This is a genomic window from Arthrobacter cavernae, assembly GCF_017368795.1.
GTDB lineage: Bacteria > Actinomycetota > Actinomycetes > Actinomycetales > Micrococcaceae > Arthrobacter > Arthrobacter cavernae.
In genome coordinates, this window is sequence record NZ_JAFNLL010000043.1 from 1 (window position 1) to 18678 (window position 18678).

Below are 18678 nucleotides of genomic sequence, written 5' to 3' on the forward strand. Positions count from 1 at the left end.
CCACGGCCGGTCTCTTTTGGTTCACCCTGGGGGCCGTTGGTTCACCCTCCGGGCCAGGGACCCGACAGCCCGGGTAAGTTCCGCGAAGGCTTCTTCCGGATGGTTTTCAGACACGATCCGGGCGTTTGGCGCTTCGCCCCAGAGTCCACGGAAATCGGCAAACGTTGTGCCCATCAGCCGGGCCGCTTCCGTTTCCACGTGGACGGTGGCCGTCCGGGCGCCGTAGCGCGCAGTCCCTGCCGCGACGCATGCGGCGAAGTAGTCATGGACATGTGCCAGGTAGCCCTGGCCGTGGGCACTGTGGAACTCGAAGTAGAAGCGCAGCATGTCGCTGAGGTGCCGGATCAGCTCCCGCGAGGCCCGGCTGCGCCGCCCTTCAGGCTGCCCCGGCAGGACGAGCTCGGGTTCCAGGCAGCCGGCCTCTGCAGCGAGGACGGCCAGGTGCTCCGGATGCATTTCGATCCGTTCCGTCATCTCAAGGGCGCAGACAACAGGAAGCCGCTCCTCCGGCTGGCCGGAAAATGCGGCGAAGACTTCCGCCGCGGCGTGCGGGTCCACATGGGTGTTCCATTCCGCGGTGGGGGTCGTGTTGCCCTGGTGGTAGTAACTCCCGCCCATGATGACGACGCCGCGCAGCAGCTCCGGCAGCCGCGGCTCGGCGCGCAGTGCGCGGGCGAAGTTTGTCAGCGGCGCCGTGAGCAGCGCGGTGAGCTCCCCTGGTCGTGCCCGCGCAGCCTCCACCCAAAGCTCGACGGCGTCGCGCGTCTGGGCGGCCGCGCACGGATCGGGCAATTCGGCATAACCGATGCCTTGCGGCCCGTGGGTCTCCGGTGTGGTCACCAACGGGCGCCGCAAGGGCGTCCTCGCTCCAACTGCCACGGGGATCCCTGGCTGGCCGCACAGCTCCAGCAGGGCGAGGTTGTTCCGGGCCACCTGGTCTGCATCGACGTTTCCGGGCGTGCTGGTCACGGCCACCAGCTCGACGTGCGGCTGGCTGCACAAGTACACGAGGGCCAAGGCGTCGTCGATGCCGGTGTCGCAGTCCAGCAGCAGGCTGACCTGCGGCTTTTCCGCCAGGGGCACCAGTTCCATCAGGGCAACGCCTCCATCAGAAAAGCGCCACTTTGGGGCTCCTGGGGAAGATCGCGTCCAGCTCGGCGCGCTCTTCCTGACTGGGGACCCAGCAGACGGCTTCGGCGTTCTCGGTGATCTGCGCGGGCCGGGTGGCGCCGGCAATGACGCTGCTGACGCCGGCTTGGGCTGCGAGCCAGGAGAAAGCCAGCTGCACCTCGCTCAGCCCGCGTGCTTTGGCAAAGTCCCGGAAACGGTTCAGCTGCTCCCAGTCGGCGTCGTCCACCATGTGGGTGCGGGTGTGGCTGAGGCGGGACCCCTCGGGAGCCGTGCCGGGGGCGTACTTCCCGGTGAGCAGCCCGTTGGCGAGCGGGAAGTACGGCAGCACGCCGAGGCCGAACGCCTGCGCCGCGGGGAGCACTTCAAGCTCGGCCCGGCGGTCCAGGAGGTTGTAGTGGTTCTGCGCGGAGATGAAGCGTGCGCCGCCCTGCATCCGGGCCACGTACTCGGCTTCGGCGATCTGCCAGCCGGCACGGTTCGAGTGGCCGATGTACCGGACCTTGCCGCTGCGCACGAGGTCATCGAGCGCGGACAGCGTTTCCTCGATGGGCGTCAGCGGGTCCGGGGTGTGGAACTGGTAGAGGTCGATCCAATCGGTCCCGAGCCGGCGCAGTGACGCCTCAGCCGCTTTGACGATATACCGCCGGGACCCGCGCGCCCCGAAGTCGTTGCCGTTGGCGCCGTGCATGTCCATGCCGAACTTGGTGGCCACCACCACGTCGTCGCGGCGGCCCGCAAGGGCCCGGCCCAGCATGGTTTCGCTCAGGCCTGGTTCCCGGCCGTAGGTGTCCGCGACGTCGAACAGGGTCACTCCGGCGTCCAGTGCCGCGTGGACCACGGCGTCCGTGCCTTCCTGGGATTCGGTGGGTGTGTTGGCCCGGCCGAGATTGTTGCAGCCCAATCCCACGACGGAAACGGTCAGTCCGGAATTGCCAAGGCGTCGGTATTCAGTCATGCCTTTTAGCCTATACGGCGGTTCCGGCAGGGATCATCACACAGCGGAAGACCGGGCAGCGGCAGGGTCCGCCGCAGCTAATATGTCGGCTAGGCGGGTCCGAAGCCGATGCCGGACTCCTCCATGGCCTCCTGGACCTGGGCCATGGCCACAGGACCCATACCATGCAGGCTGGCGGTCTTTCGCTCACCGAAATCAGCCAGCTGTTCAAGGGTTTCGATCCCCTCATGGGCCAGAGCTCGGCGGGCCGGCACAGCCAGTCCCTTGGGCAGCGGCGTATGTCCGGGCCAATTGCTCTTCGGCGACATTCAGTGTCCTCCTTCGTGCTTTGGGGTCTTTCTTAGAGCGTAAAGCCCGCACCCGCTTTCGGCGAGTACTTGAGCCTGAATGCCATGGAATCGCCGTGCGGAGCGGCTCCGATACTGAGCTTGGTGAAGTCCAGATCCTCTCCGCGGATGCACACCTTGATGGCGTTGACGGCTTTGTTGACGTCGGGGCACAGGCAGAAGATGTTGAGCCGGGAGTTGCCGATCTCGGAACGGTCCACAATGCCCAGGCCCCGCCAGGCCAGTTCGCTGGTCAGCGCGGCCTTGGCCTTGCGCTCGAGGTAGCGGTCGCGCTCGGTCCCGTCCTTGGTCTTCAGTGCGATCTGGGCAACCACCCAGAACTGCTCGGACTCGGGGATCTCGGCGTAGCCGTCCTCCTCGCACTGGGCGGCAAAGGCCGCCATGAGGCCCTCCACGGCGGCTTCGTCGTCGAGGTCGGTCTCGTCGGTCTTGCTCTGGTGGCCCGCCACGCCGTGGTTCACCACGAGCTGCTGGAATTCCTCGTCGTACCAGGCCTCCCGGAAGTGGAGTACCCCTTCGTCGTCGCGCTTGTACGTACGGATGATGCCGCTCATGCCCGTCCTTTCCTGAACCATTCGGCGTCTGTGCCGTCAAACGGTGCTTGTTTGTCCCGCACTGCTTCAAACAGGCGGCCACATTCCCTGCGCATGGACTCCACGACTCCGGCCGGGTAGTCCATGGTGGTGCAGTGTTCCTCGAACTCGTCCTCGTCGTCCACGAAGACGCCGCGATCCACGGAACGGATAACGTCCAGGTCCATGTCGATCACGTGGAATTCGGTGGCACCGCTCCTGATGGTGTTCCAGCCGTGGCCCGTGGCGAGGTCCACGTAGATCCTGAAATCGCCCGGGTAGCTGTCGTCATAGAACGTTGCCACCCACTCACCTGTCCGCGGGACCAGGAGGATAGCGTCCGAGGCAGTGTAGAAGGCCGCACCGGGCCGTGAGCAGAACTCCCTGGCGCCTTGGAAGACCCACCAGCCGTGGATGTCCTCGCCCAGATACTGCCCGGGGACCACCCAGTGGGCCTTGCCGCTCCATTTCCGGTTGCGGGCCACCACGAGGTCGCCGGGCTGCAAGGCACCCGGCTCGCGATGTGGGCTCACAGTTTCGGCAGACTGCCGGTGGTGGGGTGTTCCTGTCCCGGCAGGGGCCGGGCGAACGGTACCTTCGTGCCCAGAACCTGTGCCACGACGTCGTGCGTAATCTGCTGGGCAGTCAGCCCGACGCGCTCCATGACCTGGCTCCGGGTGCCGTGGACGAGGAACTCGACCGGGAGGCCCACCTCGTTCAGGGCCGTATCCACTCCGGCCGCACGCATTTCCTGGCGGATCCGCGAACCCACACCGCCGGCGCGGACGCCGTCTTCGATGCAGATGACCAGGCGGTGCCGGGCCGCGAGGGCGATGATGGAGCGGCGCACGGGCAGCAGCCAGCGCGGGTCCACCACCGTGGAACTGATGCCTTGCGCGCCGAGCCGCGACGCGACGTCGAGGGCGAGCTCGGACATGGCACCCACGCTCACGATCAGGACGTCGTTCTCCGTGGAGCCTTCCGGGCGGCGCGCGAGGATGTCCACGCCGTCGTGAAGCCGTTCGATCGCCTCAATCTCGGCGCCGACGCTGCCCTTGGAGAAACGCACCACCGAGGGCGCATCGCTGATGGCGACGGCCTCGCGGAGCTCCTCGCGGAGCCGGGTGGCGTCGCGGGGGGCGGCCAGGTGCAGGCCCGGGACGATCTGGACCATGGCCATGTCCCACATGCCGTGGTGACTGGGGCCGTCCGGCCCGGTGACGCCCGCGCGGTCCAGGACCACCGTGACGCCGGCCTTGTGCAGGGCGACGTCCATGAGCAGCTGGTCGAAGGCGCGGTTCAGGAAAGTGGCGTAGACGGCGACCACGGGGTGCAGTCCGCCGAACGCCATGCCTGCCGCGGAGGTGAGGGCGTGCTGCTCGGCGATGCCGACGTCGATGACCCGCTCCGGGTGCCGCTCGGCGAACTTGTGCAGGCCCACGGGAATGAGCATGGCTCCGGTGACGCCCACGATGTCCGGGCGTTCATCGGCTATGTCGGCGATTTCCTCGGCGAACACCGAGGTCCAGGACTTCGCGCCAGGTGTTTCGGTGGGCTCGCCGGTTTCCGGGTCGATGATGCCGACGGCGTGGAACTGGTCGGCCTCGTTGGCGAGGGCCGGTCCGTAGCCGTGGCCCTTCTCCGTCATGGCGTGCACGATCACCGGTCCGCCGTACGCCTTGGCGAGCGTCAGCGCGTTTTCCATGGCCTGAAGGTTGTGGCCGTCCACGGGGCCTATGTACTTCATGCCGAGGTCCTCGAACATGCCCTGGGGTGCCCACCAGTCCTTGATGCCCTTCTTCATGGCATGCAGGCTCTTGTAGGTGAACTGGCCGACGGGGCCACCGTTCTGCAACTTCTTCTTCCACCATTCCAGCGTGCCTTCGTAGGCCGCGGCGGTGCGGAAGGAGTCAATGGTGGGGCGCAGCGAGGCCAGGTAATCGGCGAAGCCGCCCACCGTGGGCGCGTAGGAGCGGCCGTTGTCGTTGACAACGATCACCACGCGCCGGCGCTTGTCCGCCGCAATGTTGTTGATCGCTTCCCAGGCCATGCCGCCTGTGAGGGCGCCGTCGCCCACCACGGCGACGGTGTAGCGTTCGCCCTCGCCGGTCAGCTGCCGGGCCCGGGAGATGCCGTCGGCCCAGGACAGGGAGGAGGAGGCGTGAGAACTTTCGACGATGTCGTGTTCTGATTCGGCACGGTCCGGGTAGCCGGACAGGCCGCCCTGCTGGCGGAGGGTGCTGAAGTCCTGCCGGCCGGTCAGGAGTTTGTGGACGTAGGACTGGTGCCCGGTGTCGAAAACGATGCTGTCCCGCGGCGACTCGAAGATCCGGTGGACGGCCAGGGTGAGTTCCACGACGCCCAGGTTCGGCCCGAGGTGTCCGCCTGTCTGCGAGACGTTGGTGATGAGGAAGTCCCTGATCTCACCGGCTAGCTGGTCCAGCTCCGGGCCGGACAGATTGCCCAGGTCCTGCGGGTTCTTGATTGATTCCAAGAGTCCCAACGGCCCCTCCTTAGGGTGATTGACATGCTTGTTAACTCTAGCGCGTAGTCTGCTGCCGTGTTGCCGGAACAGCGGCAGCCCCGGCTGGTCAGTGACCAGCCGGGGCTGCCGTGGATCTAGCGCTCCTGCCCCGCGGGGCAGAACCGGCTAGTTTGCCGAGATCTGGCGCAGGACGTACTGCAGGATGCCACCGTTGCGGTAGTAGTCTGCTTCACCCGGGGTGTCGATGCGCAGGACGGCGTCGAAGGACTTGGCGGTGCCGTCCTCGGCCGTTGCGGTGACCTTGAGCGTCTTCGGCGTGGTGCCGTTGTTCAGCTCGGTGACGCCCTCGACGGAGAACGTTTCCGTGCCGCTCAGGCCCAGGGTTGCGGCGGATTCGCCGACCGGGTACTGCAGCGGCAGGACGCCCATGCCGATGAGGTTGGAGCGGTGGATGCGCTCGTAGCTTTCGGCAACGACGGCCTTGACGCCCAGGAGTGCGGTGCCCTTGGCTGCCCAGTCACGGGAGGAGCCGGAGCCGTATTCCTTGCCTGCCAGGACCACCAGCGGGGTGCCGGCTGCCTGGTAGTTCTGGGCGGCGTCGTAGACGTAGGCCTGCGGCGCATCCGCCTGGCTGAAGTCGCGGGTGAAGCCACCCTCGACACCCGCGCCAGCGTTGAAGTCAGCCAGCAGCTGGTTCTTGATGCGGATGTTCGCGAAGGTGCCGCGGATCATGACTTCGTGGTTGCCACGGCGCGAGCCGTAGGAGTTGAAGTCCTTGCGTTCCACGCCATTGGCCAGCAGGTACTGGCCGGCGGGGGTGTCGGACTTGAAGGAACCGGCCGGGGAGATGTGGTCGGTGGTGACGGAGTCGCCGAGCTTCAGCAGGACGCGGGCGCCCTCGATGTTGCTGACGGGGTCCGGCTGTGCCTTCATGCCCTCGAAGTACGGGGGCTTCCGGACGTAGGTGGAGTCCTCGGCCCAGGCGAAGGTGTCGCCGGCGGGGGTGTCGAGTGCCTTCCAGCGCTCGTCGCCGTCGAAGACGCCTTCGTAGCCCTTGGCGAACATGGCCTCGTCGATCGAGGAGTCAATGACTTCCTGGACCTCGGCGGGGTTCGGCCAGATGTCCTTCAGGAAGACTTCGTTGCCTTCGGAGTCGGTGCCCAGGGCATCGGTGTCGAAGTCGAAGTCCATGGTGCCGGCCAGGGCGTAGGCGATGACCAGCGGCGGGGAGGCCAGGTAGTTCATCTTGACGTCCGGGTTGATGCGGCCTTCGAAGTTGCGGTTGCCCGACAGGACAGCCGTCACGGAGAGGTCGTTGGCCTGGATGGCCTCGGAGATCTCCGGCTCCAGCGGGCCGGAGTTGCCGATGCAGGTGGCGCAGCCGTAGCCGACGATGTAGAAGCCGAGCTTCTCCAGGTACGGGGTGAGGCCGGACTTCTCGTAGTAGTCGGTGACAACCTTCGAGCCCGGCGCAACAGAGGTCTTGACCCACGGCTTGGCGGCCAGGCCCTTGTTGACGGCGTTGCGGGCGAGCAGGGCTGCTGCCAGCATCACCGAGGGGTTGGAGGTGTTGGTGCAGGAGGTGATCGAGGCGATCGACACCGCGCCGTGGTCCAGCTCGAATTCGCGGCCGTCGGCGGTCGTGACCTGAACCTTGTTCGACGGACGCCCGTTGGACTTGGGGCCGTGCGGGTGCGGGGCAACGTCTGCCACGTGGCTCGCGGGGTCCGTGAACGACGGCGAGTCCGAGGCGGGGAAGCTCTCGTCGATCGCCTCGTCGAGGCTGCCGTCGGCCAGCTCTTCCTTCACGTAGTTACGCAGGTCCTGACGGAACTGGTCCTTGGACTCCGAGAGGATGATGCGGTCCTGGGGACGCTTCGGGCCGGAGATGGAGGGAACAACCGTGGACAGGTCCAGCTCAAGGAACTCGGAGAAGCGCAGCTCGCGGGAAGGATCGTGCCAGAGGCCCTGTTCCTTCGTGTAGGCCTCGACTAGGGCAACGTTGGCCTCGGAGCGACCGGTGAGGCGCAGGTAGTCCAGGGTGACGTCGTCGATCGGGAACATGGCTGCCGTGGAACCGAATTCCGGGCTCATGTTGCCGATGGTGGCGCGGTTTGCCAGCGGCACAGCCGCGACGCCCTCACCGTAGAACTCGACGAACTTGCCCACAACACCGTGCTTGCGCAGCTGTTCGGTGATGGTCAGCACGACGTCGGTGGCGGTGGCGCCTGCCGGGATGGACCCGGTGAGCTTGAAGCCCACGACGCGCGGGATCAGCATGGAGACCGGCTGGCCGAGCATTGCGGCCTCGGCTTCGATGCCGCCGACGCCCCAGCCCAGGATGCCCAGGCCGTTGACCATGGTGGTGTGGGAGTCGGTGCCGACGCAGGTGTCCGGGTAGGCCCGGAGAACGCCGTCGATCTCGCGGGTCATGACGGTGCGTGCCAGGTATTCGATGTTGACCTGGTGGACGATGCCGGTTCCCGGAGGAACAACCTTGAAGTCATCGAAGGCCGTCTGGCCCCAGCGCAGGAACTGGTAACGCTCGCCGTTGCGCTGGTATTCGATCTCCATGTTGCGCTCCAGCGCGCCGGAGTTGCCGAAGGCATCGATCTGGACGGAGTGGTCGATAACCATTTCGGCCGGGGCCAGCGGGTTGACGCGCTTGGGATCGCCACCAAGGTCCTTGACAGCTTCACGCATGGTGGCCAGGTCAACGACGCAGGGAACGCCGGTGAAGTCCTGCATGATGACGCGGGCCGGGGTGAACTGGATCTCGGTGTCGGGCTCGGCGGTGGGGTCCCAGCCGGCCAGGGCGCGGACGTGGTCGGCCGTAATATTGGCGCCGTCCTCGGTCCGCAGGAGGTTCTCAAGCAATACCTTGAGGCTGAACGGAAGGCTGTCTGCGCCTTCTACGGAGTTCAACCGGAAAATTTCATAATCGGTGCCGGCTACATTAAGTACGCCTTTGGAACCGAAGCTGTCCACAGTGCTCATGGCAGGACTCCTCTCGCAACAGTTTCATCTTTGTCGCGCGTTTGGCCGCTATCCAGTTAGGCACGCCTTACTAAACCTTGCGGCACGTCTTTGGTGATGATCCCGAATCGCGACACGGGACCGACACGCCCATCGTAGTGGCAGGAATTGGCTTTGGTCACCGCCCGCCCCGGGGGGCCCGGGGCGGGCAGTGGCGGAGTTACGCGGCGGGAACCAGCAGCGCGACGGTTTCCAAGTGGTGCGTATTCGGGTAGAGATCGAAGCCCCGCAGGGCCTCGAGGCGCCAGCCGCCCCGCTGGAAGTAACCCAGATCACGCGCAAAGGAAGCCGGATCGCATGACACATAGGCGATGGCCCGGGGTCCGGAGGCCATCAATTGGTTGACGACGGCCTTTCCGGCACCGGCCCGGGGCGGGTCCAGGAGCAGGGCGTCGAAGCTGCGGCTGCGCTGGTGCAGGACGCGCTCAACGCGGCCCTGGACGATTTCCACCTGGGGCTGGCCGTGCAGGTTCTTGCGTGCGTCCCGGCTGGTGCCCGGCGCGCCTTCCACTGAGAGCACCGAACCGGTGACGCCCACGGCATCGGCCAGGGGTGCCGTGAACAGGCCGGCGCCGGCGTACAGATCGGCCACGGCGGCACCAGGCTCAAGGTATCCGCCGTCGTGCAGGAAACCCGTGACGGCGTTGACCAGGGTGTCCGGCGCATCCCGGTGGATCTGCCAGAATCCCTCGCCGGTGACCCGGTATTCATGGCCCGCCGCCGATTCCTGCACCCAGGTGCGGCCGCGCAACTGCAGCACCTCCCCCTTGGCGGGGTCGAAGGAGGCCACGGAGACATCCTGCGGCAGCTGCGACAGGATCGAATGGAGCCGCTTGGGCGTGGTGCCCTCTTCCGGAGCCAGCAGCACCAGCGGCCGGGAGCCGTTGGACGGAGCCGCGACCTCGACGCGGGCGATCCCCTGCAGCTCGATGTCCCACAGCTTCAGTTCGTTGATGCCCGCCGCGGCGAGCGGCATCTCCTGGACGGGAACAACGACGTCGGAGCGGTGGGCGTGCATGCCGAGCTTGCCTTTGTCCGTGACGGCAAAGCTGGCGCGGGTCCGCCAGCCCAGCCCGGCGCCGTCGGGGGTGTCCCCCACCGCTTCGATCTCGGTCCAAAGCTCGACGCCGGCAAGGCGTTTGAGCTGTTCGGCCAGCACCTCGGCCTTCAGGGCCCGCTGCCGCGGCAGGGAGATGTGGCCCAGTTCGGCTCCGCCCACGGGCGGGCCGCCCTGCTTCCACGCAGCAAGCGAGTCGGCCTGCTTCCAGAAGTGCCGGACGCGGTCTTCCGAGGCCTCCAGGACCTCGACGACGTCCCCGCGCCAAAAGCGCGAGGCCTCGCCGGAGTCGGTCAGCCGGATGCGGACCTTCTCGCCCGGGATGCCATGGCGGACAAAGATGACGCGACCCTCGTGGCGTGCGACGAAGTGGCCGCCGTGGGCGATGGGGCCGACGTCGACCACCAGTTCCGTACCCGGCGCGCCTTGGCCTCCGTGGTGTTCGGTGTGCTCATGTGTGGGGGAGGTCATTGGGTATCCTGCAGGGCCTTTGCTTCTTCGGACGACTTCAACTGCCACGGGACGCTTGCCACCATGACTCCGGATTCGAAGTGAAGTCTTGTCTTGATTCTGAGTGCTGTCTGGTTGTGGACGAGCTGTTCCCACCATTTGCCGACCACGTATTCGGGGATGTAGACGACGATCAGGTCCCGGGGCGAGTCACGGCGCATGTTCTTGACGTACTCCATGATGGGGGTGACGGTCTCGCGGTAGGGGCTGGCGAGCACGGTCAGGGGCACGGGGATGTCCAGCTTTTCCCAGTCCCTGACGGTGTGCTCGGTCTCCTCGGTGTTGATGTCCACCGTAATGGCATCGAGCCTGGACGGCCGGGAGGCCCGGGCGTAGGCCAGGGCGCGGAGCACGGGCTTGCGCACGTGCGACACCAGGATGACGGCGTGGACGCGGCTGGGCAGTGCGCGCGGGGACGCGTCCTCATCCACGGCCAGTTCCTTGGCCACGTTGTCGTAGTGGGCACGGATGCTCCACATGATGAGGAAGAGCACGAACATGGCGAGCAGCGCGATCCACGCGCCCTGTTCGAACTTAGTGATGAGCACGATCATGAGGACGAGCGCGGTCATTCCGAAGCCGACCATGTTGATGGTGCGCGACCTGAGCATCCTGCGGCGCACGGTCTTGTCCCGTGCCAGCTTCAGTTCGCGGCCCCAGTGCCGGATCATGCCGAGCTGGCTAATCGTGAACGAAATGAAGACACCCACAATGTAGAGCTGGATGAGCTTGGTGACGTCGGCGTTGAAGGCGATTATCAGTACCAAGGCCCCGGCTGCCAGCGCAAGAACGCCGTTGCTGAAGGCCAGCCGGTCACCGCGGGTGCGCAGCTGGCGCGGCAGGTAGCCGTCCTGCGCCAAGATCGAACCGAGGACCGGGAAGCCGTTGAAGGCCGTATTGGATGCGAACACCAGGATGGTGCCTGTGGCAGCGACCACGATGAAGAACAGGATTGATCCCGGGCCGAAGATGGTCTGGGCTATCTGGCTGATGGCCGGGCTCTGGATGTAATCCTCTGGCAGCGGCATGCCGTCCAGCAGGAATTCCGTCGCCGGATCCAGCACGATGTGCACCTTGGTGGCGTTGGCCAGAAAGATGATGCCGGCCAGCATGGACGAGGCGATTACGCCGAGCAGCAGCAGAGTGGTGGCCGCGTTCTTGCTCTTCGGTTTCCGGAAGGTCGGCACACCGTTACTGATGGCCTCAATGCCGGTCAGCGCGGCGGCGCCGGAGGAGAACGCCCGCAACAGGAGGAACGCGCCGGCAATGCCGACGAGCCCTTCATCGAAGCCTTCCTCGGGCACGATGGTGAACTGCGCCGACGGCGCCTCCCCCAATTGGCCCGTGATGGCCTGGATGACGCCCACCAGGGTCATGCCCAGGATGGATGCCATGAAGATATAGGTGGGGACCGCGAACACGGAGCCCGCTTCCTTGACGCCGCGCAGGTTGACCAGGGCCAGGATGATGACACCGATCGTGGCAATGAGGGCCTGCTGGCCGTGCAGGGCGGGCACCGCCGTGGTCAGGTAGGTCGCGGCGGAGGACATCGACACCGCGACTGTGAGGACATAGTCCACCAGCAGCGCCGAAGCCACGGTCAGCCCGGCGTACTTGCCGAGGTTCACGTTGGCGATCTCGTAGTCGCCGCCGCCGGAGGGGTAGGCGTGAACGTTCTGCCGGTAGGAGGCCACCACCGTGAGCAACACCACCATGACGGCAAGGCCCACCATCGGCGAGAACGCCACAGCACTGACACCGGCCAGGGCCAGCGTCAGCAGGATTTCATCAGGGGCGTAGGCCACGGACGACAACGCGTCCGAGGCGAAAACCGGCAAGGCGATGCGTTTTGGCAGGAGCGTGTGGGACAGGCGTTCGTTCCGGAACGGCCGACCCACCACTATCCGCTTCAGAATTGTCAGCACTCCGCAAAGCTACTCTGATTCCCCCGCGATGTCATGACGGCGGACTCCGACTTCCGCGACTTACCCCGGTAAAGTCTTACGAAGTGAAATAGACAAGAGTTTAAGGAGGCATGATGGCTCACTTCGTGATCATGGGTTGCGGCCGGGTGGGCGCAACCCTGGCGCACACCTTGGAAGATGCCGGGCACTCTGTGGCCATCATCGACCAGGATGAGCGGGCCTTCCGACGCCTGCGGAACAGCTTCACCGGGCGCAAGGTCACCGGCGTGGGCTTCGACCGCGACACCATGAAACAGGCGGGCGTCGAAGAGGCCTACGCCTTTGCGGCCGTCTCCAGCGGCGACAACTCAAATATTCTTGCCACGCGCGTTGCGCGCGAGACCTTCCACGTTGCCCATGTTGTGGCCCGCATCTACGATCCCGGCCGGGCAGAGATCTACCAGCGGCTGGGCATCCCCACGGTGGCAGCAGTGCGCTGGAGCGCGGACCAGGTCCTCCGCCGGATCCTCCCCGAACAGCACCTCGCCGGAGACTACCGCGAACCGTCCGGCCGCCTGGTCCTGGCCGAGGTGGACCTGAACGAAGACTGGATCGGTCATTCATTGTCCGCCATCGAAGCCGCCGCCGGCATCCGCATCGCGTTCCTCACCCGCTTCGGCGAGGGCATGCTGCCGGAGCCGGGGACGGCGTACCAGGAGGGCGACACGGTCCATGCCATGGTGCCCCTTGACCGGACGTCCGAGATCGCACGCATCCTCGCCAAAGCACCCGCCAAGGAGTCTTAGTGAAAGTTGTCATCGTTGGCGCAGGCAGCGTCGGCTCGTCCATTGCACGGGAGCTTCTGGCCCACAACCACCAGATCCTGCTGATCGACCTCAAGCCCGAGGTCATCGGCCGCAGCGGCCTGCGCGGAGCACGCTGGCTGGTGGGCGACGCCTGCGAACTGAGCACGCTGCAGGACGCGAAACTTGAGGATGCCGACGTCGTGGTGTCCGCTACCGGCGACGACAAGGTCAACCTGGTGGTGTCCCTGCTCGCCAAGACCGAATTCGGAGTGGGCCGCACCGTGGGCCGCGTGAACAACCCCAAGAACGACTGGATGTTCAACGATTCCTGGGGTGTCGACGTCGCGGTCAACACGCCGCAACTGATGACCGCCCTGGTGGAGGAGGCCGTGGAGATCGGCGACATCGTCCGCCTGCTGACCCTGCAGACAGGTGTGGCGTCGATCGTGGAGTTCACCGTGCCGCACGATTCCCACGTCATCGGCAGCACCGTCGGGGCCATCGACTGGCCCGAAGACGCGACGCTGGTGGCCATCCTGCGCGACCAAGCGCCGATCACGCCCAGCCGGGACGACGTGCTCGACGGCGGCGACGAACTGTTCTTCGTGACCACCATCGCGGCCGAGGACGGGCTCAGGGCCTTGTTGTCCCCCGCGTCAATGGCCGGCCAGGGCCCCCGCGGCGATGACGAGGAAACTGCCGATCAGGCGGCGGAGGACGACGGCTTCGACGGCTGATCCATGGTCTCGGCCTGGACCGCTGGCTTGGCTAGTCCGCGGGCCTGGCCTGCACAGCGGGCTTGGTCAGCAGCCAGGCCACCCAGAGGCCCAGGATGTACAGCGGCGCGCCCATAAGCAGCCGCGTGGTGGCCAGCGCGGCCAGGCCGGGCTCGCCCATGAAATACAGCGGGACCTGCACCACGAGCCGCAGAGCCAGCACGGCAACCACCACCCAGGTTCCGAGCCTGTAGACGCGCAGCCTCTCGGGGTCCTTGCGCCACTCGAGTCCCTCGTTGCGGACAAAGCCGAACAGGAGACCTGCGATGGGCCACTTCAGCACGATCGAGAGCACCATGCCTGCAATGTAGGCGATGTTGGTGAAGAAGCCCAGGACATAGAAGTCCTCGGCCTTGCCGGTGGAATTGGCGAGCCAGGCGGAGATCCCGACGCCGGCGATCCCGGCGAGTGCCTGCGTCAGGGGCCGCCGCTGCACCAGCCGCGCCACGGTGAAGACGGCTGCTGCGGCCAGGGCGGCAAACAGCGCGGGAGTCAGTTCCCGTGTGATGGTGAAGGCAATGAGGAAAACCAGCCCCGGCAGGATGCTCTCGGCGATGCCCTGGATGCCCCCGGCCGTCTTCAGCATGTCCACGTGGCCTGCACTGTTGCGGTGGACACCGGCCTTTTCGGCGTAGCCCGCGGCGAGCTCCGCGACCGAGGGACCCTGGGGGCCAGTGCTCTGGGGGCCGGTGCCCTTGCCCGTTCCCTGGACGCCTGCGGTGTCAGTGCCTGCGGCGCCGTCAGGCACGGCGGCGTCCGGCGTCGGCGTTTCGTGCGGATCGGATCCGTTGGCGGCGGTCATAGGTGCTCCTGGCGGGACAGTATTTCATAGCGTGGATTGAACATGGCCGGCAGCCCGTCACGGACGGTCACCATGCCGTCGAGGCGGACTTCAACGCCGGCCTCGATGCCGGGGACGCGCCGGCGCCCCAACCAGATGACCAGCAGCCGTGCCGCGGCTGCGGGACGGCCGCCGCCGGCACTGCGCTGCTGCGTGTCCACGACGATGGCCGAGAAGAAGGGCTGTTCACTGGCGGGCTGGTAGGTGACGGACTCGACGAAACCCATGCAGCTTGCCCTGCCCCTGGCGGGGAGCCCGCTGATGCGCAGCCCGGGGGTTTTGTTTCTTCCCTCGGGCATGCTTGAGAGAGGCTGGTCAGCCAATCTGGGTAATCTCCGGCCCGCGTTCGGGTTGTTCCAGTGAGGGCCCGCCTTGGGGTGCACCTTGCTGGCCCGGCACTGCGGCGTCCTTGGGCAGGCGGAGCTGCAGAAGTTCGCGTGGCGGCATGGGGTTGTCGCCGCGGACCACCACCACACGGCGGAAGAGGTCTTCGAGCCCGGCCGCGGCGTCACGCTCCAGTGCGGCTTCGCCGCCGAGCACGCCGCGGAGGAACCAGCGCGGACCGTCCACGCCCATGAAGCGGGCGGCACGGTAGCCGCGGCTTCCGTCGGCAGCCTCGGCCGGGAGCTTCGCCACGAGTTCGGGCCCGAAGGTCCCGGCGATTTCCTCGACCTCGCCGCCCTGGCTCGCCACGGACTGGCCGATCTGTTCGCGGATCTCCTCCCACAGCCCCTCCGAACGGGGAGCGGCGAAGGCCTGGAGCTGCAGGCTCGACGCCCCGAGGTCCAGGGTGACGGCGACAACCCGCTGGGTGGCCTCTTCGATCTCGAGGCGCAACTGCAGGCCCTCGGCCGGGGCAATCAACAGTGCCCCAAGATCGACGTAGCCGTCCTGGCTGTCGATCTCCGTAATATCCAGCGGCCCCTTGACGATCCGGAAATCGCCCTTGGCAGTGCTTTCGCCGGATCCGGGCGTGCCTGCTTCCGCAACGTCCGCTCCGGCGGCGTCAGCAGCAGCGGATTCCGGCCGTTCAGCCTTGGACTTCTTGCCGCGCCCAAAAAGCATCGGATTGTCTCCTTAGTAGTGGTCTGTCCCCAGTAAACCGCACGCAGGGCGGACAACGGGAATGCTGCGGGCCTCATCGGCTGCCCTGCGCCCGGAAGCCCGCCCGCGTTGCTACGCCACGGGCGTGGCGAATCCCCCGGTGGAGCCGAATCCGCCGGTTCCACGGACGGAGTCGGAGAGTTCGTCGACGGCGATGAACTGCGCGTATTCAACGCGCTGGATCACCATCTGGGCAATCCTATCGCCGCGTTTGAGTTCGATCGCCTGGTTCTGGTCCGTGTTCAGGAGCGTGACGGCGATTTCGCCCCGGTAGCCTGCATCGACTGTTCCCGGGGCGTTGACAACGGTCAGCCCGTGCTTGGTGGCAAGGCCCGAGCGCGGGTGGATGAGTGCCACAAAGCCGTTGGGCAGTGCGATGGACACCCCGGTGGGAACGAGGCTGCGCTCGCCCGGAGCCAGCACCACATCCTCACGGGCGCGGAGGTCGGCCCCCGCGTCGCCGGGGTGCGCGTATGACGGCGCTTCCAGCCCGGCGTCGAGCATTTTCAGCTGCACTTCAAGGGTGGGCGTGCCGTAGGCTGCGCTTGTTTCGGCATCGGTGTTGATCACTGCGGTCTCGTTGCTCACAGTCACCCATTCTACGTGGCCGCACGCGGGCCCGCGAAGGGGGCGGCACAGGGCCACGGCCCGTGCCGATAAGCTGGGACCATGCCTACGCCTGACCCCGCCGCACCCGTCCCTGCCCGGAACGACCCCGCCAGCGCATCCACGGTGCTGTACACCGAGAAACTCTGGCCCTCGGCCTGGATCTGGGTTGTGGTGGTGGGCCTGTCCGGGGCCGGCATCCTGATGTTCTCGCCCATCAGCTTCGGCGTCGGCATCACGGCTGCAGCGGTCCTGTTCGCGATCATGGCCATCATGCTGGTGCTGTCCACGCCCACCATCTCGGTCACCCCGGACACGCTGCGGGTGGGCCGGGCCACCATCGAGCGCCGCTTCGTCGGTTCCGTTGAGGCCTTCCGCAAGGAAGAAGCCACCGCCGAACGGGGGCCCCGCCTGAACGGGCTCGCCTTCATGTGCTTCCGCGGCTGGATCGACGCCGTGGTCAAGATCGAGATCACGGATCCTTCGGACCGCACCCCCTACTGGCTTGCGTCCTCGCGGCGGCCGGAAGAACTCGTCGCCGCCCTGACCGCGCCGGCGAAGTCCTAGCTTTCGCATTCCTTGCAGTAGAGATGACCGTCCTTTTCCCGGGCGATCTGTGAGCGGTGCTTGACCAGGAAGCAGTTGAAGCAGGTGAATTCGTCGGCCTGGGGCGGCAGGACCCGTATCAGGAGTTCCTCGCCGGACAGGTCCGCGCCGGGCAGCTCAAAGCCGTCCGCCAGTTCTGCCTCGTCGACGTCGACGCTCGAGGATTGCTTGCCGGCCTGGCGTGTCTTGAGTTCCTCAATGGAATCTTCGCTGACGTCTTCCTCGGTTTTCCGAGGGGCGTCGTAGTCCGTGGCCATGGTGCTTCCCTGTCCTCCGCTTCACTTAGGATCGAAGCCGGCGGGACCGGGCCTGCGCCCGCTCGCCGGTGTATCGGTGTAACGCCGGAAGCCCCGGATTTGTGCCCGATATCGGCCACATTGTGCTCTCCTGACACCCGAAAGTCCATAGCTCCGAACGGCGGGGCCGTGACGCGGGGCTCCCACTCCCCCGGCTGCTTTTCGCGGAATATCGCGGCACGCCCTTTGTCCTAGTAGGAAATGGCCCCTGCGGATGGCAGAGTTTCGAATGTCAGTTATGCCATGGTGGAGGGTGTTATGCAGGATCTACGGCTGGTAGGCGTCCACGACGACGGCGGTCATCTCCTCTTGAGCGGTACCGGCGGTGAAATGTTCCGGCTCCCGATCGATGAGGCGCTGCGCGCCGCAGCAAGCCGGACCCCCGCCCAGGTGGCTGCCCGCGCCTCGATCACCCCCATCGCCGTGTCTCCCCGGGACATCCAGTCGCGGATCCGGGCCGGGGCCACGGCCGCGGAAGTCGCCGAACTGTCCGGGCTGCCGCTGGCCAATGTGCAGCGCTACGAAGGACCCGTGCTGGCCGAGCGTGAATACGTGGCCCAGCAGGCGCGCAAGGTCGAGGTTGCTTCCCCGGCACCCGGCCATGATGTATACCGCTCCACGTTCGGCGATGACCCCGCCACCCTTGGCGAGATGGTGGCCCACCGCCTGACAGCCCACGGCATCGACTCTTCCACGGTCGAGTGGGACTCGTGGCGCCGCGCGGACGGTTCCTGGACCGTCGTCGCACGCTTTGAAACCGTCCTGGGCGCGCCGGACAGCATCGGCGAGGAGCCGCCCGCGATGTGGACGTTCAGCCCGTCGCGCAAGTCGCTGCAGAACGCCAACCGCTGGGCACAGCAGCTCAGCGAACTTGAGCCGCTGGACGGCCCGGTGCCGGCCCGCCGCCTGGCCGCGGTTTCCGACCGTCCCTTTGATTTTGAAACCGACGCCGAATCCGCAGCCCGTGCCGCCACGGGGAACAAGGACTCCGACAGTCTCCTGGACATGCTGCGTTCGCGCCGCGGACAGCGCCTGGGCATGGATGAAGACAGCGACGACGCCCTCGCCGCGCTGCTGAGCACAGGCGTGCCGGCGGCCCACCCCCGCGCCGTGGACGACGCCGACGCGGCTGACGATGCCGGTTCCGTCCCCGACGCCGCACCGGCCGCGTCGGGGACGGACGCCGGGGAACGCCGCAAGGACGGCCGTCCTTCGATTCTTTCGCGGTTGACGCTGGCCCCGCGGCTTGACGATTTCCCGGAGGACGAGGCCCTGCGGCTTCACGACGGCGTCAGCACCGACACGCGCGAAATCACGGTCGCTGCCGGGCCCGTGCGGCCCGTGACCGGGCTGCTTGACCGGATTGGCGGCGGATCACCCCGGGAAGCCGCGGCCGATCTCGACGATGGCGTGGCGGAAGATTCCGACGCCGAAACGGTCACGACGCCGGACGGCGTCCAGCGCGTGGGCCTGGACGAGCTCTTGGGCGGTGCCATGCGCCCCGAGGCCAAGGCGGACACGGAGCCGGGCGAGGCTGCCCCGGCCGAGCGCCAGCCCTCCCGGCCCAAGCGGTCCAGCATCCCCAGCTGGGATGAAATCGTCTTCGGGGCGCGCGGCGACTGAAGCCCGGCCGTTACGGCTGAACG

The 18678-nt window shown here is 66.8% G+C and carries 18 protein-coding genes; 4 read left to right on the forward strand and 14 right to left on the reverse strand.

Translation table 11 applies throughout. From position 1 onward, the window contains the following. Positions 1 to 21 precede the first annotated feature (21 nt). The 9 genes from J1902_RS15485 to J1902_RS15525 form a co-directional block, all read right to left on the reverse strand. On the reverse strand, positions 22 to 1092 hold the full coding sequence (locus tag J1902_RS15485; RefSeq protein ID WP_207617210.1) for a nucleoside hydrolase: 1071 nt from the start codon (positions 1090 to 1092) through the stop codon (positions 22 to 24). Positions 1093 to 1108: 16 nt separating this feature from the next. After that, positions 1109 to 2086 (reverse strand): aldo/keto reductase, encoded by a 978-nt coding sequence (locus J1902_RS15490; protein WP_207617211.1) that lies wholly within the window; start codon positions 2084 to 2086, stop codon positions 1109 to 1111. 89 nt (positions 2087 to 2175) lie between these two features. Beyond that, the gene (locus J1902_RS15495) at positions 2176 to 2394 is read right to left on the reverse strand and encodes a helix-hairpin-helix domain-containing protein (protein ID WP_207617212.1); all 219 of its coding nucleotides are present in this window, start codon (positions 2392 to 2394) and stop codon (positions 2176 to 2178) included. Positions 2395 to 2426: 32 nt separating this feature from the next. Further along, positions 2427 to 2987, reverse strand: a complete 561-nt coding sequence (locus J1902_RS15500) for a hypothetical protein (RefSeq protein ID WP_207617213.1) — start codon at positions 2985 to 2987, stop codon at positions 2427 to 2429. Next, a complete protein-coding gene (locus tag J1902_RS15505; RefSeq protein WP_207617214.1) occupies positions 2984 to 3538 on the reverse strand; it encodes a DUF402 domain-containing protein in 555 nt (184 codons plus the stop codon). Before J1902_RS15505 ends, J1902_RS15500 begins: the two co-directional genes overlap by 4 nt. Beyond that, positions 3535 to 5508 (reverse strand): 1-deoxy-D-xylulose-5-phosphate synthase, encoded by a 1974-nt coding sequence (gene dxs, locus J1902_RS15510; protein ID WP_207617215.1) that lies wholly within the window; start codon positions 5506 to 5508, stop codon positions 3535 to 3537. The genes J1902_RS15505 and dxs overlap by 4 nt, the downstream gene beginning before the upstream one ends. A 147-nt stretch (positions 5509 to 5655) precedes the next feature. Then, on the reverse strand, positions 5656 to 8487 hold the full coding sequence (locus J1902_RS15515; RefSeq protein ID WP_207617216.1) for an aconitate hydratase: 2832 nt from the start codon (positions 8485 to 8487) through the stop codon (positions 5656 to 5658). A 199-nt stretch (positions 8488 to 8686) separates the two neighbouring features. Next, the gene (locus J1902_RS15520) at positions 8687 to 10054 is read right to left on the reverse strand and encodes a class I SAM-dependent RNA methyltransferase (RefSeq protein WP_207617217.1); all 1368 of its coding nucleotides are present in this window, start codon (positions 10052 to 10054) and stop codon (positions 8687 to 8689) included. Further along, on the reverse strand, positions 10051 to 12018 hold the full coding sequence (locus tag J1902_RS15525; RefSeq protein WP_207617218.1) for an APC family permease: 1968 nt from the start codon (positions 12016 to 12018) through the stop codon (positions 10051 to 10053). Before J1902_RS15525 ends, J1902_RS15520 begins: the two co-directional genes overlap by 4 nt. A 113-nt stretch (positions 12019 to 12131) precedes the next feature. On the opposite strand from J1902_RS15525, the gene J1902_RS15530 reads away from it, so the two are divergent. After that, positions 12132 to 12803, forward strand: coding sequence for a potassium channel family protein (locus tag J1902_RS15530; protein WP_207617247.1), 672 nt, complete (start codon positions 12132 to 12134; stop codon positions 12801 to 12803). Next, positions 12803 to 13540, forward strand: a complete 738-nt coding sequence (locus tag J1902_RS15535; RefSeq protein ID WP_207617219.1) for a potassium channel family protein — start codon at positions 12803 to 12805, stop codon at positions 13538 to 13540. Before J1902_RS15530 ends, J1902_RS15535 begins: the two co-directional genes overlap by 1 nt. 31 nt (positions 13541 to 13571) lie before the next feature. Here the strand turns inward: J1902_RS15535 and J1902_RS15540 are convergent, their stop codons facing one another. The 4 genes from J1902_RS15540 to dut form a co-directional block, all read right to left on the reverse strand. Further along, positions 13572 to 14381, reverse strand: coding sequence for a DUF3159 domain-containing protein (locus tag J1902_RS15540; protein WP_207617220.1), 810 nt, complete (start codon positions 14379 to 14381; stop codon positions 13572 to 13574). After that, a complete protein-coding gene (locus J1902_RS15545) occupies positions 14378 to 14719 on the reverse strand; it encodes a hypothetical protein (protein WP_207617221.1) in 342 nt (113 codons plus the stop codon). Before J1902_RS15545 ends, J1902_RS15540 begins: the two co-directional genes overlap by 4 nt. Before the next feature lie 16 nt (positions 14720 to 14735). After that, the gene (locus tag J1902_RS15550) at positions 14736 to 15485 is read right to left on the reverse strand and encodes a DUF3710 domain-containing protein (RefSeq protein WP_207617222.1); all 750 of its coding nucleotides are present in this window, start codon (positions 15483 to 15485) and stop codon (positions 14736 to 14738) included. 111 nt (positions 15486 to 15596) lie between these two features. Beyond that, positions 15597 to 16112, reverse strand: a complete 516-nt coding sequence (gene dut / locus J1902_RS15555; RefSeq protein ID WP_207617223.1) for a dUTP diphosphatase — start codon at positions 16110 to 16112, stop codon at positions 15597 to 15599. 81 nt (positions 16113 to 16193) lie between these two features. Here dut and J1902_RS15560 point away from each other — a divergent pair, with 81 nt between their 5' ends. Then, entirely contained in the window at positions 16194 to 16697 is a 504-nt protein-coding gene (locus J1902_RS15560; protein WP_207617224.1) for a DUF3093 domain-containing protein, read from the forward strand. On the opposite strand, the gene J1902_RS15565 is transcribed toward J1902_RS15560, so the two are convergent. Beyond that, complete coding sequence (locus J1902_RS15565) at positions 16694 to 16993, reverse strand: DUF4193 domain-containing protein (RefSeq protein WP_207617225.1); 300 nt, start codon at positions 16991 to 16993, stop codon at positions 16694 to 16696. The genes J1902_RS15560 and J1902_RS15565 overlap by 4 nt on opposite strands. A 297-nt stretch (positions 16994 to 17290) precedes the next feature. Here J1902_RS15565 and sepH point away from each other — a divergent pair, with 297 nt between their 5' ends. Next, positions 17291 to 18655: a septation protein SepH gene (gene sepH, locus J1902_RS15570; RefSeq protein WP_207617226.1), complete on the forward strand. Its 1365-nt coding sequence runs from the start codon at positions 17291 to 17293 to the stop codon at positions 18653 to 18655. Positions 18656 to 18678: the final 23 nt, after the last annotated feature.